The 16,002-nt window shown below is 68.6% G+C and carries 12 protein-coding genes, 2 rRNA genes and 1 riboswitch (1 of these 15 only partly in view); of the genes, 13 read left to right on the top strand and 1 reads right to left on the bottom strand.

What is annotated here, in order from left to right; genetic code table 11:
- From OG875_RS27205 to OG875_RS27260, 12 genes are all read left to right on the top strand, one after another.
- Positions 1 to 1,936: ribosomal RNA gene (locus tag OG875_RS27205) — 23S ribosomal RNA — on the top strand; it begins 1,188 nt to the left of the window's first position.
- An 80-nt stretch (positions 1,937 to 2,016) separates the two neighbouring features.
- Positions 2,017 to 2,133, top strand: a 5S ribosomal RNA gene (gene rrf, locus OG875_RS27210).
- Between the two features lie 182 nt (positions 2,134 to 2,315).
- Positions 2,316 to 2,924 (top strand): CDP-alcohol phosphatidyltransferase family protein, encoded by a 609-nt coding sequence (locus OG875_RS27215; protein ID WP_330176861.1) that lies wholly within the window; start codon positions 2,316 to 2,318, stop codon positions 2,922 to 2,924.
- Between the two features lie 114 nt (positions 2,925 to 3,038).
- Entirely contained in the window at positions 3,039 to 5,534 is a 2,496-nt protein-coding gene (locus OG875_RS27220) for a mannose-1-phosphate guanyltransferase (RefSeq protein WP_330176862.1), read from the top strand.
- An 88-nt stretch (positions 5,535 to 5,622) separates the two neighbouring features.
- The gene (locus OG875_RS27225) at positions 5,623 to 6,570 is read left to right on the top strand and encodes a DUF881 domain-containing protein (protein WP_330176863.1); all 948 of its coding nucleotides are present in this window, start codon (positions 5,623 to 5,625) and stop codon (positions 6,568 to 6,570) included.
- The gene (locus OG875_RS27230) at positions 6,567 to 6,899 is read left to right on the top strand and encodes a small basic family protein (protein WP_023543062.1); all 333 of its coding nucleotides are present in this window, start codon (positions 6,567 to 6,569) and stop codon (positions 6,897 to 6,899) included. The genes OG875_RS27225 and OG875_RS27230 overlap by 4 nt, the downstream gene beginning before the upstream one ends.
- Positions 6,900 to 6,904: 5 nt before the next feature.
- The gene (locus OG875_RS27235) at positions 6,905 to 7,726 is read left to right on the top strand and encodes a DUF881 domain-containing protein (protein ID WP_330176864.1); all 822 of its coding nucleotides are present in this window, start codon (positions 6,905 to 6,907) and stop codon (positions 7,724 to 7,726) included.
- Positions 7,727 to 7,811: 85 nt separating this feature from the next.
- Positions 7,812 to 8,717, top strand: a complete 906-nt coding sequence (locus tag OG875_RS27240) for an FHA domain-containing protein (RefSeq protein WP_330177922.1) — start codon at positions 7,812 to 7,814, stop codon at positions 8,715 to 8,717.
- A 17-nt stretch (positions 8,718 to 8,734) separates the two neighbouring features.
- Positions 8,735 to 9,487, top strand: coding sequence for a transcriptional regulator FtsR (gene ftsR / locus OG875_RS27245; protein WP_330176865.1), 753 nt, complete (start codon positions 8,735 to 8,737; stop codon positions 9,485 to 9,487).
- A gap of 53 nt (positions 9,488 to 9,540) precedes the next feature.
- Complete coding sequence (locus tag OG875_RS27250) at positions 9,541 to 10,014, top strand: bifunctional nuclease family protein (protein ID WP_330176866.1); 474 nt, start codon at positions 9,541 to 9,543, stop codon at positions 10,012 to 10,014.
- A gap of 185 nt (positions 10,015 to 10,199) precedes the next feature.
- Positions 10,200 to 10,766 carry a MerR family transcriptional regulator gene (locus OG875_RS27255; protein ID WP_330176867.1) on the top strand — a complete coding sequence of 189 codons (567 nt, stop codon included), beginning with the start codon at positions 10,200 to 10,202 and terminating at the stop codon, positions 10,764 to 10,766.
- A gap of 70 nt (positions 10,767 to 10,836) precedes the next feature.
- On the top strand, positions 10,837 to 12,264 hold the full coding sequence (locus tag OG875_RS27260; protein ID WP_330176868.1) for a DNA polymerase IV: 1,428 nt from the start codon (positions 10,837 to 10,839) through the stop codon (positions 12,262 to 12,264).
- Here OG875_RS27260 and OG875_RS27265 read toward each other — a convergent pair.
- Entirely contained in the window at positions 12,261 to 12,665 is a 405-nt protein-coding gene (locus OG875_RS27265; protein ID WP_330176869.1) for a PRC-barrel domain-containing protein, read from the bottom strand. The two genes, OG875_RS27260 and OG875_RS27265, sit on opposite strands and share 4 nt — an antisense overlap.
- Before the next feature lie 112 nt (positions 12,666 to 12,777).
- Positions 12,778 to 12,875: riboswitch (glycine riboswitch) on the top strand.
- 177 nt (positions 12,876 to 13,052) lie between these two features.
- Here OG875_RS27265 and gcvP point away from each other — a divergent pair.
- Positions 13,053 to 15,938: an aminomethyl-transferring glycine dehydrogenase gene (gene gcvP / locus OG875_RS27270; RefSeq protein WP_330176870.1), complete on the top strand. Its 2,886-nt coding sequence runs from the start codon at positions 13,053 to 13,055 to the stop codon at positions 15,936 to 15,938.
- The last annotated feature ends 64 nt before the right edge of the window (positions 15,939 to 16,002 follow it).

Consider the following 16,002-nt stretch of genomic DNA (forward strand, 5'->3'; position numbering starts at 1 on the left):
AAGAGTGCGTAATAGCTCACTGGTCAAGTGATTCCGCGCCGACAATGTAGCGGGGCTCAAGCGTACCGCCGAAGTCGTGTCATTCGTACATGTAGCCCCAACGGGCGTGCGGATGGGTAGGGGAGCGTCGTGTGCCGGGTGAAGCCGCGCCGGAAGGCAGTGGTGGACGGTTCACGAGTGAGAATGCAGGCATGAGTAGCGATACACACGTGGGAAACGTGTGCGCCGATTGACTAAGGGTTCCTGGGTCAAGCTGATCTGCCCAGGGTAAGTCGGGACCTAAGGCGAGGCCGACAGGCGTAGTCGATGGACAACCGGTTGATATTCCGGTACCCGCTTTGAAACGCCCAGTACTGAATCCTCTGATGCTGAGACCGTGAAGCCGTCCTGGAGCCTTCGGGCAAAGGGGAGTGGTGGAGCCGTCGGACCAAGGTGGTAGTAGGTAAGCGATGGGGTGACGCAGGAAGGTAGTCCAGCCCGGGCGGTGGTTGTCCCGGGGTAAGGGTGTAGCCCGAGAGATAGGCAAATCCGTCTCTTATTGAGGGTGAGACCTGATGCCGAGCCGATTGTGGTGAAGTGGATGATCCTATGCTGTCGAGAAAAGCCTCTAGCGAGTTTCATGGCGGCCCGTACCCTAAACCGACTCAGGTGGTCAGGTAGAGAATACCGAGGCGTTCGGGTGAACTATGGTTAAGGAACTCGGCAAAATGCCCCCGTAACTTCGGGAGAAGGGGGGCCATTTCTGGTGATCACTCTTGCAGTGTGAGCTGGGGGTGGCCGCAGAGACCAGCGAGAAGCGACTGTTTACTAAAAACACAGGTCCGTGCGAAGCCGTAAGGCGATGTATACGGACTGACGCCTGCCCGGTGCTGGAACGTTAAGGGGACCGGTTAGTCACATTTCGGTGTGGCGAAGCTGAGAACTTAAGCGCCAGTAAACGGCGGTGGTAACTATAACCATCCTAAGGTAGCGAAATTCCTTGTCGGGTAAGTTCCGACCTGCACGAATGGCGTAACGACTTCTCGACTGTCTCAACCATAGGCCCGGTGAAATTGCACTACGAGTAAAGATGCTCGTTTCGCGCAGCAGGACGGAAAGACCCCGGGACCTTTACTACAGTTTGATATTGGTGTTCGGTTCGGCTTGTGTAGGATAGGTGGGAGACTGTGAAGTGGCCACGCCAGTGGTTGTGGAGTCGTCGTTGAAATACCACTCTGGTCGTGCTGGATGTCTAACCTGGGTCCGTGATCCGGATCAGGGACAGTGTCTGATGGGTAGTTTAACTGGGGCGGTTGCCTCCTAAAGAGTAACGGAGGCGCCCAAAGGTTCCCTCAGCCTGGTTGGTAATCAGGTGTTGAGTGTAAGTGCACAAGGGAGCTTGACTGTGAGACCGACGGGTCGAGCAGGGACGAAAGTCGGGACTAGTGATCCGGCGGTGGCTTGTGGAAGCGCCGTCGCTCAACGGATAAAAGGTACCCCGGGGATAACAGGCTGATCTTCCCCAAGAGTCCATATCGACGGGATGGTTTGGCACCTCGATGTCGGCTCGTCGCATCCTGGGGCTGGAGTCGGTCCCAAGGGTTGGGCTGTTCGCCCATTAAAGCGGTACGCGAGCTGGGTTTAGAACGTCGTGAGACAGTTCGGTCCCTATCCGCTGCGCGCGCAGGAGTCTTGAGAAGGGCTGTCCCTAGTACGAGAGGACCGGGACGGACGAACCTCTGGTGTGCCAGTTGTCCTGCCAAGGGCATGGCTGGTTGGCTACGTTCGGGAGGGATAACCGCTGAAAGCATCTAAGCGGGAAGCCTGCTTCGAGATGAGGACTCCCACCCACTTGATGGGGTAAGGCTCCCAGTAGACGACTGGGTTGATAGGCCGGATATGGAAGCACTGTGAGGTGTGGAGTTGACCGGTACTAATAGGCCGAGGGCTTGTCCTCAGTTGCTCGCGTCCACTGTGTTAGTTCTGAGACAACGAATGACTGTGTTTTCGCCCGGTTGTTCAACAGTTTCATAGTGTTTCGGTGGTCATTGCGTTAGGGAAACGCCCGGTTACATTCCGAACCCGGAAGCTAAGCCTTTCAGCGCCGATGGTACTGCAGGGGGGACCCTGTGGGAGAGTAGGACGCCGCCGAACAATCATTGGGAAATGCCCCGCACCTTCTGGTGCGGGGCATTTCTGCGTTCGGGCGCGTTTCCCGACGACAGACGACAGACGATCAAGGCCCTTCTCCCACCCGAACCCACGGCGTCCGCCGACCGGCCGTCCGGGTAGGGTCAGGGGGCATCATCGGTACATCCCGCACAGGAGGCCCCCGGGTGGAGGTTCAGGAGACCCGCGTCCAGACGGATCGGGTGTTCACCATCCCCAACATCCTGAGCATGGGCCGGCTCCTGGGTGTGCCGCTGTTCCTGTGGCTCATCCTCCGTCCCGAGTTCGGCGGCCCGAACAGTGACGGCTGGGCACTGCTCGTCCTGATGCTCAGCGGGGTCACCGACTATCTCGACGGCTATCTCGCCCGCCGCTGGAACCAGATCAGCGGCCTCGGCCGTCTCCTCGACCCCGCCGCCGACCGGCTCTACATCCTTTCCACCCTGCTCGGACTCACCTGGCGTGAGATCCTGCCGTTGTGGCTCACTCTGGCGCTCCTGGCCCGTGAGCTGATGCTCCTGGTGATGGTGGGAATCCTTCGCAGGCACGGTTATCCACCTCCCCAGGTGAACTTCCTGGGAAAGGCGGCTACCTTCAACTTGATGTACGCCTTCCCGCTGCTGCTTCTCAGCGACGGGAACGGATGGCTCGCATCACTCGCCGAAGTTTTCGGATGGGCGTTCGCCGGATGGGGTACAACTCTGTACTGGTGGGCAGGGATCCTCTACGTGGTCCAGGTCCGCCGGCTCGTCAGAGCGGACAGAGTGACCGATTGAGCTCGTCGATGTGGTGCCGCGCAGAGTCGCCGGCCCACACCAGATGCCTGCCATAGGGCCTGTCCGGATGGGTACACGTCGGCGAGACCGTCTCTCAAGGAGGACGCTTCCGACATGAAGGCCGTCGTGATGGCTGGCGGCGAAGGCACACGCCTTCGCCCTATGACCTCAAGCATGCCCAAGCCGTTGCTGCCGGTGGCGAATCGGCCGATCATGGAACACGTGCTGCGTTTGCTCAAGCGGCACGGGCTCAATGAGACCGTCGTCACCGTCCAGTTCCTCGCCTCACTCGTGAAGAATTACTTCGGGGACGGCGAGGAGCTCGGAATGGAGCTCACCTATGCCAATGAGGAGAAGCCGCTCGGCACTGCGGGGAGTGTCAAGAACGCCGAAGAGGCGCTCAAGGACGACGCTTTTCTCGTCATTTCCGGTGACGCGCTCACCGATTTCGATCTGACGGATCTCATCGCCTTCCACAAGGAGAAGGGCGCACTGGTCACGGTGTGTCTGACCCGGGTGCCGAATCCGCTGGAATTCGGTATCACCATCGTGGACGAGGCCGGCAAGGTCGAACGCTTCCTGGAGAAGCCCACCTGGGGCCAGGTGTTCTCGGACACCGTCAACACGGGCATCTATGTGATGGAGCCCGAGGTGTTCGACTACGTCGAGGCCGACACCTCCGTCGACTGGTCCGGCGACGTCTTCCCCCAGCTCATGAAAGAGGGCAAGCCCATCTACGGCTACATCGCCGAGGGCTACTGGGAGGACGTCGGTACGCACGAGAGCTATGTGAAGGCCCAGGCGGACGTCCTGGAGGGCAAGGTCGACGTCGATCTCGACGGCTTCGAGATCTCGCCCGGTGTGTGGGTCGCGGAGGGCGCCGAGGTCCACCCCGACGCCGTTCTGCGCGGCCCGCTCTACATCGGTGACTACGCGAAGGTCGAGGCGGGCGCCGAGATCCGTGAACACACCGTCATCGGGTCCAACGTGGTCGTCAAGACCGGGGCCTTTCTCCACCGGGCCGTCGTGCACGACAACGTGTACATCGGCGACCACAGCAATCTGCGCGGCTGTGTGATCGGCAAGAACACGGACATCATGCGGGCCTCCCGGATCGAGGACGGCGCGGTCATCGGTGACGAGTGCCTGGTCGGTGAGGAATCGATCATCCAGGGCAACGTCCGGGTGTACCCGTTCAAGACCATCGAGGCCGGTGCCTTCGTCAACACCTCGGTGATCTGGGAGTCCAGAGGCCAGGCGCATCTCTTCGGCGCCCGTGGTGTCTCCGGCATCATCAACGTCGAGATCACGCCCGAACTGGCCGTGCGGCTGGCCGGCGCGTACGCCACCACCCTCAAGAAGGGCTCCACGGTCACCACGGCGCGTGACCACTCGCGTGGTGCGCGCGCTCTCAAACGGGCCGTGATCTCCGCCCTCCAGGCCAGTGCCATCGACGTACGGGACCTGGAGAACGTGCCGCTGCCCGTCGCCCGGCAGCAGACAGGACGGGGCAGTGCCGGCGGCATCATGATCCGGACGACACCCGGTGTGCCCGACTCCGTCGACATCATGTTCTTCGACGAACGGGGCGCCGACCTCTCACAGGCCGGACAGCGCAAGCTGGACCGGGTGTACGCGAGGCAGGAGTACCGCAGGGCGTTCCCGGGCGAGATCGGGGACCTGTACTTCCCGGCCACCGTCTTCGACTCGTACACCGGCTCACTGCTCAGGAACGTCGACACGACCGGCATCGCCGAGGCCGGGCTCAAGGTCGTCGTCGACGCCTCCAACGGCAGCGCCGGGCTCGTCCTGCCCAGCCTGCTCGGGCGGCTCGGGGTCGACGCGCTCACCATCAACCCCGGCCTCGACGAGGCACGGCCCACCGAGACCGTCGAGTCCCGCAGGTCGGGGCTGGTCAGGCTGGGCGAGATCGTGGCCTCGGCTCGGGCGTCCTTCGGGGTCCGGTTCGACCCCGTCGGTGAGCGGCTGTCGCTCGTGGACGAGCGCGGACGGATCATCGAGGACGACCGTGCCCTGCTGGTGCTCCTCGACCTGGTGGCCGCCGAGCGCCGCAGCGGGCGGGTGGCGCTGCCCGTGACGACCACCAGGATCGCCGAGCAGGTCGCCGCGTACCACGGCACCCAGGTGGAGTGGACGACCACCTCTCCGGACGATCTGACCCGGGTCGGCCGCGAGGACACCACGATCTTCGGCGGTGACGGCCGCGGCGCGTTCATCGTGCCGGAGTTCAGCAGTCTCCTGGACGGTACGGCTGCCTTCGTACGGCTGCTGGGGCTGGTCGCCCGGACCCAGCTCACCCTCAGCCAGATCGACGCCCGCATACCCCGTGCCCATGTGCTGCGCAGGGATCTGGCGACGCCCTGGGCCGTCAAGGGTCTGGTCATGCGCCGGGTCGTGGAGGCGGCCGGTGACCGGGATGTCGACACCACCGACGGCGTCCGTGTCGTGGAGGCCGACGGACGGTGGGTGATGGTGCTGCCGGCGCCCGCCGAGGCCGTCACCCATCTGTGGGCCGAGGGGCCCGACGACGCCTCCGCCCAGGCACTGCTCGACGAATGGGCCGCGGTGGTGGACAGCGCAGGTCAGTGACCTGATCACGGTGTGCCGGAGGCGGGTGGCCGACGCCCTCCGGCACACCGGTGGGGCCATTCGGCGGTAGCGCCCGTGCCGTGCGACGATGTGCGGCATGCCGCAGCACCCCCCCGTTCGGAGTACACCGAGTACCCCTTCGCCACCCCGGCGTCCCGACGCGTCCATGTCGCTGCTGAACAACGTGATGGACCACAGTCTGGACGCCGGTTACGCGGAGGCGGCGGCCCGCAGGGAGGCCGAGGACGGCGGGCTGCCCCGTACGCTGCGGGCGAAGCTCGGACTCGCGGCGGGGCTCGTGCTGGCCGCGCTGGTCGTCACCGTGGGCGCGGCCGAGGCGCGGATCGACGCGCCGGTCGTCGCCAAGGAGCGCGAGGAGCTGATCGACCGGATCGACGCCGAGACGTCGTCCGCCGACGCCCTCGAACGCACCGTGGACAAGCTCCGTGACGAGGTGGGCGCCCGGCAGCGTGAGGCGCTGCGTGACCACGGCGGGGACCAGGGCGAACTGGTGGGTCTGCTGGCGGGCTCCACGGAGGTCGAGGGGCCGGGCGTGAAGCTCGTCGTCGACGACGCCAGGTCCGCCGACGAGAGCGCGGGCGGGCCGCGTGAGAGCACCAACTTCTCGGACACGGGGCGGGTCAGGGACCGGGACATGCAGCAGATCGTGAACGGTCTGTGGGAGTCCGGGGCCGAGGCGATCTCCATCAACGGCCAGCGCCTGACGGCCCTTTCGGCGATCAGGGCCGCCGGTGAGGCCATACTGGTCGACAACAAGCCGCTGGTGCCGCCGTACACGGTACTGGCCGTGGGGGACGGGGACGGTCTGAGCACCGCGTTCCAGGACAGCGCCGACGGCCGGTATCTCCGGTCGCTGCGGGACAACTTCGGTGTCCGCACCAGCATCTCCGACCAGGACTCGGTGCGTCTTCCTGCCGCGCCGAGCCTGATCGTACGTACAGCGGAGCCGAAGGCCGCCGCCCCGGGGAAGGGCGATCCAGCGGCTTCGGCAGACACAGGGAAGGGCACATCGTGATCGCGGTACTTGGCCTCGTCGTGGGAGTCGTGGTCGGACTGTTGGTTCGGCCCGAAGTGCCGGCGGTGGTCGAGCCCTATCTGCCGATCGCCGTCGTCGCCGCTCTCGACGCGGTCTTCGGGGGACTGCGGGCCATGCTCGACGGGATCTTCGTCGACAAGGTGTTCGTGGTGTCGTTCCTGTCGAACGTGGTGGTGGCCGCGCTCATCGTGTTCCTCGGCGACAAGCTCGGGGTCGGCGCGCAGCTGTCCACCGGTGTGGTCGTCGTGTTCGGTATCCGTATCTTCTCCAACGCCGCCGCGATCCGCCGGCATGTCTTCCGGGCGTGAGGCCGATGAACCACGACGAGAGTCCCCGGCCCCGGCGGCACCCGCTGCCCCCTCAGGCCCCGCACACGCCTCCGCCGCCCGCGAGCGGGCAGCCCTCCGGCCCTCCGCAGATGACGGGCCGTCAGCGGCTCGTCGCCGGTCTCTGGCCGCCTCGGGTGACCCGGGCCCAACTCGTTGTCGCCCTGCTGCTGTTCGTGCTGGGGCTGGGGCTGGCGATCCAGGTCCGGTCGACCAACGACGACAGCGCCCTGCGCGGTGCCCGTCAGGAGGACCTCGTACGGATCCTGGACGAGCTCGACGGCCGCACCGAGCGGCTGGAGGACGAGAAGCAGCGGCTGGACGACCAGCAGACGGAGCTGGAGACCAGCTCCGACCAGGCCGAGGAGGCGCGCAGGCAGACCCGGGAGCGGGAGCAGCAGCTCGGCATCCTGGCCGGCACGGTCGCCGCCGAGGGACCCGGTATCACACTGACCGTCCAGGACGACGGCGCCACCGTCGACTCGGACATGCTGCTCGACGCGATCCAGGAGCTGCGGGCGGCGGGCGCGGAGGCGATCCAGGTGAACGGGGTACGGGTGGTCGCCGCCACGTACTTCTCCGGCAGCGACGGGGAGATCGAGGTGGACGGGAAACGGATCAGCGCGCCGTACCGTTTCAAGGTGATCGGCAAACCGCAGGATCTGGAGCCCGCGCTCAACATCCCCGGGGGTGTGGTGCAGACGCTGGAGAAGGAGCAGGCCACGGCCACGGTGGTGGCCGCTGAGAAGATCGTCGTCGATGCCTTGCGACCGGCGCATCGGCCTGACTACGCTCGGTCGTCTTCGTAGTGGGGCGGGGGCGCATGGGGCGCCCGGGACCAGGGCAGAAGGTTCCGGGGGGTCGGCGCACAATCCGTGCGGTGCGTGGTGGAAACTGTCTGACGGATACGGACGTTGTGAAGATGTCCGAGTCGGCAGGTGTGTTCATTCAGGGTTCGTCCTGCCCCACGGGCGGGTCTGTTCAGGTCAAGGGGAATCGCCCGTGAAGTTGTTTGGAAAGTTGTTCGGCAGGAGCGCGCGCGAGGACGGCGGCAATGCCAGGCACCGCGCCCCGCGCCACGGCCAGGAGGCGGAGCAGGGCGGCGAGCGCCCGCTCTTCCGTGACGAGGTGGGCGAGGACGGCACGGCCGGTCACGGCGCGTCGCCTGTTGACCCCGCGAACTCCGGCGGCATAGGTTTCGGTGGACCATCGACCTCACGTACGGGTGGAGGGTTTCCCCCCGGTCAGGAGGGTCCGTCCATGGCGGCCTTGCCGGTTTGTACGAGGTGCGGGCACCGCAACACCCAGGACAGTCGGTTCTGCTCCAACTGTGGCGCGCCGCTGCGGGCGGGGACTCCCGCGGAGCGTCCTTCGGAGACGACCTCGACCATCTCGATCTCGGGTCTGGAGGCGTACGACTCGGAGGTGACCGGCCAGACGGCCGTGCCCTCCCTGTCACCGGAGGCGCAGGCCGCGGTGGACGCGCTGCCGCGCGGCTCGGCCCTGCTGGTCGTCCGGCGCGGCCCCAACTCGGGCAGCCGCTTCCTGCTGGACGGCGACCTGACGACGGCCGGACGCCACCCGCAGAGCGACATCTTCCTCGACGACGTCACCGTGTCGCGGCGGCACGTCGAGTTCCGCAGGAGCCCGGAGGGTCACTTCACGGTCTCCGACGTCGGCAGTCTCAACGGCACGTACGTCAACCGGGAGCGGATCGACGCCGTCGCGGTGTCGAACGGTGACGAGGTCCAGATCGGCAAATACCGGCTGGTCTTCTACGCGAGCCAGCGGGGCGTGTGACCCTTCAGGGAAGGTCCATGCTGCGACCACCGACGGGCGGTGCCGGTCACGGCACCGCCCCCACGGGGGACCGTCTGGTCAGTATCGGCATGGTGCTGAACCAGCTTCGGGGCGAGTTCCCCGAGGTCACCATCTCCAAGATCCGGTTCCTGGAGGCCGAGGGCCTGGTCGAGCCCCGGCGGACCCCGTCGGGGTACCGGAAGTTCAGCCCCGCGGACGTCGAGCGTCTCGCGCGGGTCCTGCGCATGCAGCGGGACCACTACCTGCCCCTCAAGGTCATCAGGGAGCATCTCGACGCCGTCGCGCGGGGTGAGCGGCCCCCGTTGCCCGCGCAGGTCTCCCAGGGCCCCCAGCGGGAGCTCCTGGGCTCCGGGTGGGACGCGGAGCCCGAGCGGCCCACCGCCCCGAGGATCGGCCGTACGGAGCTGCTGGCGGCCACCGAGGCGGCCGAGAGCGACCTCGACGCGTGGGAGGCGTACGGTCTCATCGCCCCGATGGCGGAAGGCGGCTACGACTCCGAGACCGTGAACGTGGCCAAACTGGTGGCGGAGCTCGGAAGATTCGGTCTGGAACCCCGGCATCTGCGATCCGTGAAAGCCGCCGCCGACCGGGAGGCCGGACTGCTCGACCAGGTCGTGGCGCCCCTGCGGCTGCACCGCAATCCGCAGACCAGAGCACGTGCCGAGGCCGCCACGAAGGAGCTGGCCGCCCTCTCGGTACGGCTGCACGCGGCACTCCTTCAGACGGCTCTGGGCGTCCGGCTGACCTGATCTTGGGGGAGTCCGACTACCCAAACCGACCGGGCACGTCCTAGGGTTGGTGTGTGAACGAGCTCGACGTCGTGGGTGTCCGGGTGGAAATGCCCTCCAACCAGCCGATCGTGCTCCTGCGTGAAGTGGGAGGCGACCGGTACCTTCCCATCTGGATCGGGCCCGGGGAAGCTACCGCCATCGCCTTCGCCCAGCAGGGCATGGCACCGGCCCGACCACTGACCCATGACCTCTTCAAGGACGTTCTTGAGGCCCTGGGGCAGGAACTGACGCAGGTACGGATCACCGACCTGCGCGAAGGAGTTTTCTACGCGGAGCTGGTCTTCGCGAGCGGTGTCGAGGTGAGTGCCAGGCCGTCCGACGCCATAGCGCTGGCGCTGCGCACCGGCACGCCGATCTACGGCAGTGACGGGGTGCTGGACGACGCGGGCATCGCGATCCCCGACGAGCAGGAGGACGAGGTGGAGAAGTTCCGCGAGTTCCTCGACCAGATCTCGCCGGAGGATTTCGGGACCAACAGCCAGTGAGTGCCGCGCGGACGGAGACCGTCGTACCGGGCTCCGTCCGCGCATCCGGCCAGCCATTCCCCGTCGTGGGACACGCGAAACCACCCTCAGGGTGATTATCACTCGCCGTGCCCAGCGTGGCGATCGTTGACGCACCCGGAGGGACTGCCTACCGTCGACGGGGCAGGTCAAGGACGGAGGTCGGTGTGAGCAGCAGCGGCGACGGTACGGCTAACGGCCCGTACCCGCTTCACGGCAGTACGTCCGACCCCACGACCGACCTCGTCGGCTACCGGGGGCCCACCGCGTGCGCGGCGGCGGGCATCACCTACCGCCAGTTGGACTACTGGGCGCGCACCGGCCTCGTGGAGCCGAGCGTGCGGCCCGCGAAGGGGTACGGCAGTCAGCGGCTCTACAGCTTCCGCGACGTCGTCTTCCTCAAGATCGTCAAGCGCTTCCTGGACACCGGTGTCGCCCTCCAGAACATCCGGGCGGCCGTCGGGCATCTGCGCGGGCGCGGGGCGCGGGACCTGGAGCGCATGACGCTGATGAGTGACGGCGCGACGGTGTACGAGTGCTCGTCGCCGGACGAGGTCGTGGATCTCCTCCAGGGCGGCCAGGGCATCTTCGGGATCGCCGTCGGGGTGGTGTGGCGGGACGTCGAGGCGGCGCTCTCCCAGCTGCACGGCGAGCGCGTCGACACCGGCGAGACCCTGATCCGCCACAACCCCGCCGACGAACTGGCCCGCCGGCGCCGCGACCGGGCCGTCTGAGCCCGGCGCGGTCCGGCCGCCGGACCCCGGTCCGGTGCCGTTGTCAGTGCCGTGGGGGAGCATCGGTGGGGTGAGACCCGCACCGACCATCCTGCATCTGGACATGGATGCCTTCTTCGCCGCGGCCGAGCAGGCGGCGAAGCCGAGCCTGCGCGGAAAGCCCGTGGTCGTCGGCGGGCTCGGACCGCGCGGGGTCGTCTCGACGGCGTCGTACGAGGCGCGGCGGTACGGGATCCACTCGGCCATGCCCATGGCGCAGGCGCGGCGCCTCGCGCCGAACGCGGCCTATCTGGTGCCCCGCTTCACCCTCTACCGCACGGTCAGCGAGCAGGTCATGGAGCTGCTGCGCCGGCTGTCGCCGCTGGTGGAGCCGCTCAGTCTGGACGAGGCGTTCGTGGATCTGGCGGCGGGCGGTGTGGCATCCGACTCCGCGTCCGCGCGGGCGGCCGGCGAGCGGCTGCGGACGGACATCAGGGCGGTGACCGGGCTGACGGGCTCGGTGGGGCTCGCCGGGTCCAAGATGCTGGCGAAGATCGCCTCCGAGCAGGCCAAACCGGACGGGCTCGTGCTCATGGAACCGGGCACCGAGCGGGAGCTGCTGGCGCCGATGGGCGTGCGGACGCTGCCCGGGGTGGGGCCCGCCACCGGTGAGCATCTGCGCCGCGCCGGGCTGACCACGATCGCGGATCTCACGGCGGCCGGGGAGGACGAGCTCGTACGGCTGGTCGGGAAGGCGCACGGCTCGTCCCTGTACCGGATGGCGGCCGGGGGTGACGACCGGCCGGTGGTCGCCGAGCGCGAGACCAAGTCCGTGTCCGTCGAGGACACCTTCGACGTCGATCTGCACGACCGGGTGCGGATCGGGACGGAGGTGGACCGGCTGGCCGAGCGGTGTGTACGGCGGCTCCGCGCGTCCGGGCACTCCGGGCGGACCATCGTCCTGAAGGTGCGGCGGTACGACTTCTCGACGCTCACCCGCTCCGACACGCTCCGGGGCCCCACGGACGACCCGGTCGTGGTGCGCGAGGCCGCGCGGAGGCTGCTGGAGACCCTGGACACCATGGGCGGGGTGCGGCTGCTGGGGGTGGGGGTGACGGGGCTGACCGACTACACGCAGGAGGACCTGTTCGCACAGGCGGCGGCCGACGCGGACGCCGTGGCCCTCGCCCGGGAGGCCGGCCCCGGGACCGCGCCCCCCGACGGGGAGCCGGCGCCGCCGGAGTCCGGGGCGGAGCCGCCGGCCGGGCGGCGCTGGCCGGCGGGGCACGACGTGCGCCACGCCGAGTACGGGGCGGGGTGGGTGCAGGGCAGTGGCGTGGGGCGGGTGACCGTACGGTTCGAGGAGCCCACGTCGCTCGTACCCGGGCGGGTGCGGACCTTCCGTACGGACGATCCCGAGCTGGCGCTGTCCGAGCCGCTGCCGCTGGTGGCGGTGCCGCCGGAGCCGCCCCGGGCGGGCGGGGGCGCCGGGGATCCGGCGGGCCGGGAGGGGGCCTAGCGGGCCGGGTCGCGTGGGTCGTCCCGGCCCGCGATCCGGCCGAAGTCGCGGTCCGGCGGGCGGGAGGGGCGTTCCGGGGCCGGGGGCCCCGGCAGGTCCAGCCGGTAGTGCCGGTAGAGCTGGATCTCCTGGTCCGGGGAGAGATGCCGGCCGACACCGAAGTCGGGGGCGCCCTTGACGAGGCGGCGCTCGTACGGGACGTGCAGAGACCCGTCGCGGAACGTGCTCGGGGCCAGGGGGACGAACGCGTCCCTGCTGAACAGCCCGGTCCGTACCGCCGCCCACTCCGGCACACCCGTCGCGTCGTCCAGATACACCTCGTCGACGGTACCGATCCTGTGCCCGTCGCGGTCGTACGCCTTGCGGCCGATCAGGCTGCGCGGGTCGATGTCGGTCTGCACGGTCCCTCCAACTGGTCGCACACGCTCCCGCACCCTACGAAAGGGCACTTCGCGGGTATCGGCCACTCGGAGCCGGCGCGGAAAGCTCGCTGGTAGGCTGGCCGGTGGCTGTCGACCCCGTGCGGGAGAGCCGTCCGGTGAGACTGCCGGAGGCGCCGAAGGAGCAAATCCTCCCCGGAAACTCTCAGGCCCCCGTACCGCATGGACGAGGTCACTCTGGAAAGCAGAGCAGTGTCCGACGGCACCCGCTCTCACCGACGGTGAAAGCCGGCCCGTTCCCTGGGCGGACCGGTGAAACTCTCAGGTTGAATGACAGAGGGGGAGGCCGTCCGGGCACCCGTACAACGGTGCCCCTCGCAGGTCGCGACCGACCAGGAGGCCGCCCGTATGACAGCCCACCGCACCCCGCTCTCGCAGCTCGAGCGCGGCACCCCCTTCGAGCAGCGCCATGTCGGCCCCAACGCCGCCGCGCAGGCCAAGATGCTCGCGCAGGTCGGCTACGGCTCGCTGGACGAGCTGACCGCCGCCGCCGTACCCGACGTCATCCGGAGCGCCGAGGCCCTCGCGCTGCCGGCCGCCCGCACCGAGGCCGAGGTACTGGCCGAGCTGCGGGCCCTCGCCGACCGCAACGAGGTCCTTGCCCCGATGATCGGGCTCGGCTACTACGGCACGTTCACCCCGCCGGTCATCCTGCGCAACGTCATGGAGAACCCCGCCTGGTACACGGCCTACACGCCGTACCAGCCCGAGATCTCCCAGGGCCGCCTGGAGGCGCTGCTCAACTTCCAGACCGTGGTGGCCGACCTGACCGGGCTGCCCACCTCCGGCGCGTCCCTGCTCGACGAGAGCACCGCCGCCGCCGAGGCCATGGCCCTCGCCCGCCGCGTCGGCAAGGTCAAGGACGGCGTCTTCCTGGTCGACGCCGACGCGCTGCCGCAGACCGTCGCCGTGATCCGCACCCGGGCCGAACCGACCGGGGTCGAGGTCGTCGTCGCCGACCTGACCGACGGCATCCCCGCCGAGGTGGCCGAGCGCGGTGTCTTCGGTGTCCTCGTCCAGTACCCGGGCGCCTCCGGAGCCGTACGCGACATCAGGCCCGTCGTCGAGCAGGCCCACGAACTCGGCGCGATCGTCACCGTCGCCGCCGACCTGCTCGCCCTCACCCTGCTCACCCCGCCCGGTGAACTGGGCGCCGACATCGCCGTCGGCACCAGCCAGCGCTTCGGCGTCCCCATGGGCTTCGGCGGACCGCACGCCGGATACATGGCCGTACGCGAGAAGTTCGCCCGCAGCCTGCCCGGACGGCTCGTCGGGGTCTCCGTGGACGCCGACGGCACCAAGGCGTACCGGCTGGCCCTCCAGACCCGCGAGCAGCACATCCGCCGCGAGAAGGCCACCAGCAACATCTGCACCGCGCAGGTCCTGCTCGCCGTCATGGCCGGGATGTACGCCGTCTACCACGGCCCCGACGGGCTGCGGGCCATCGCCGAGCGCACCCACCGCTACGCGACCGTCCTCGCCGACGGCCTGCGCGCGGGCGGCGTCGGGATCACCCACGACGCCTTCTTCGACACGCTGACCGTACGGGTCCCCGGCCGCGCCGCCCAGGTGGTCGCCGCCGCCCGCGAGGGCGGGGTCAACCTGCGCCTCGTCGACGCCGACCACGTCTCGGTCGCCTGCGACGAGACCACCGGCCGCGCCCAGCTGGCCGCCGTGTGGGCCGCCTTCGGAGTCGAGGGCGACATCGAGGTCCTGGACAGTGCGTCACGTGACGCACTGCCGGATGCCCTGCTGCGCACCGACGACTACCTCGCGCACCCCGTCTTCCACCAGTACCGCTCCGAGACCGCGATGCTGCGCTACCTGCGCAGGCTCGCCGACCGGGACTACGCGCTGGACCGGGGCATGATCCCGCTCGGCTCCTGCACGATGAAGCTCAACGCCACCACCGAGATGGAGGCGGTGACCTGGCCGGAGTTCGCCTCGCTGCACCCCTTCGCCCCGGCCGACCAGGCGGATGGCTATCTCACCCTGATCCGTGAGCTGGAGGAGCGCCTGGCGGAGGTCACCGGTTACGACGCGGTGTCCCTCCAGCCGAACGCGGGCTCCCAGGGCGAACTCGCCGGGCTGCTGGCCGTACGGGCGTACCACCGTGCCAACGGCGACACCGGCCGCACCGTCTGCCTCATCCCGTCGTCCGCGCACGGCACGAACGCCGCCAGCGCGGTCATGGCCGGGATGAAGGTCGTCGTGGTCAGGACCCGCGAGGACGGTGACGTCGACGTCGAGGACCTGCACGCCAAGATCGAGCGGTACGGCGACGAACTGGCCGTCCTGATGGTCACCTACCCCTCCACGCACGGCGTGTTCGAGGAGCACATCTCCGACATCTGCGCGGCCGTGCACGACGCCGGCGGCCAGGTGTACGTCGACGGAGCGAACCTCAACGCGCTGGTGGGTCTGGCCAAGCCGGGCCGGTTCGGCTCCGACGTGTCGCACCTGAACCTGCACAAGACCTTCTGCATCCCGCACGGCGGCGGCGGCCCCGGCGTCGGTCCGGTCGGCGTGCGCGCCCACCTGGCGCCATATCTGCCCAACCACCCGCTCCAGCCCGCCGCCGGTCCCGAGACGGGTGTGGGACCGATCTCGGCGGCCCCCTGGGGCTCGGCGGGGATACTGCCGATCTCGTGGGCGTACGTACGGCTGATGGGCGGCGAGGGCCTCAAGCGCGCCACCCAGGTCGCCGTCCTGGCGGCCAACTACATCGCCAAGCGCCTGGAGCCGCACTACCCGGTGCTCTACACCGGGCCGCACGGCCTGGTGGCGCACGAGTGCATCGTGGATCTGCGTCCGCTGTCGAAGGCGACCGGTGTCAGTGTCGACGACATCGCCAAGCGGCTCGTCGACTACGGGTTCCACGCGCCGACGATGTCGTTCCCGGTCGCCGGCACGCTGATGATCGAGCCCACGGAGAGCGAGGACCTCGCCGAACTCGACCGGTTCTGCGCGACCATGATCGCGATTCGGACCGAGATCGAGAAGGTCGCGTCGGGCGAGTGGCCGGCGGACGACAACCCGCTGCGCAACGCGCCGCACACGGCCGCCGCGCTCGGCGGTGAGTGGGACCACGCGTACAGCCGTCAGGAGGCGGTCTTCCCGGCCGGGGTCTCGGCCGCCGACAAGTACTGGCCGCCGGTCCGCCGTATCGACGGCGCCTTCGGCGACCGCAATCTGGTGTGTTCCTGCCCGCCGCTGGACGAGTACGACCACTGACGGACGACCCCTCGGGGCCGCCCGTGTGCCGGGGCCGGTGCGGAGTGAACTCTCCGGGCCGGCC

The organism is Streptomyces sp. NBC_01498, from assembly GCF_036327775.1.
Taxonomy (GTDB): Bacteria; Actinomycetota; Actinomycetes; order Streptomycetales; family Streptomycetaceae; genus Streptomyces.

What these genes read in the sequence shown, in the direction of transcription:
- OG875_RS27220 (WP_330176862.1), top strand. Translation starts at nt 3,039, where the DNA reads ATGAAGGCCGTCGTGATGGCTGGCGGCGAAGGCACACGCCTTCGCCCT.
- OG875_RS27225 (WP_330176863.1), top strand. Translation starts at nt 5,623, where the DNA reads ATGTGCGGCATGCCGCAGCACCCCCCCGTTCGGAGTACACCGAGTACC.
- OG875_RS27235 (WP_330176864.1), top strand. Translation starts at nt 6,905, where the DNA reads ATGAACCACGACGAGAGTCCCCGGCCCCGGCGGCACCCGCTGCCCCCT.
- ftsR (WP_330176865.1), top strand. Translation starts at nt 8,735, where the DNA reads ATGCTGCGACCACCGACGGGCGGTGCCGGTCACGGCACCGCCCCCACG.
- gcvP (WP_330176870.1), top strand. Translation starts at nt 13,053, where the DNA reads ATGACAGCCCACCGCACCCCGCTCTCGCAGCTCGAGCGCGGCACCCCC.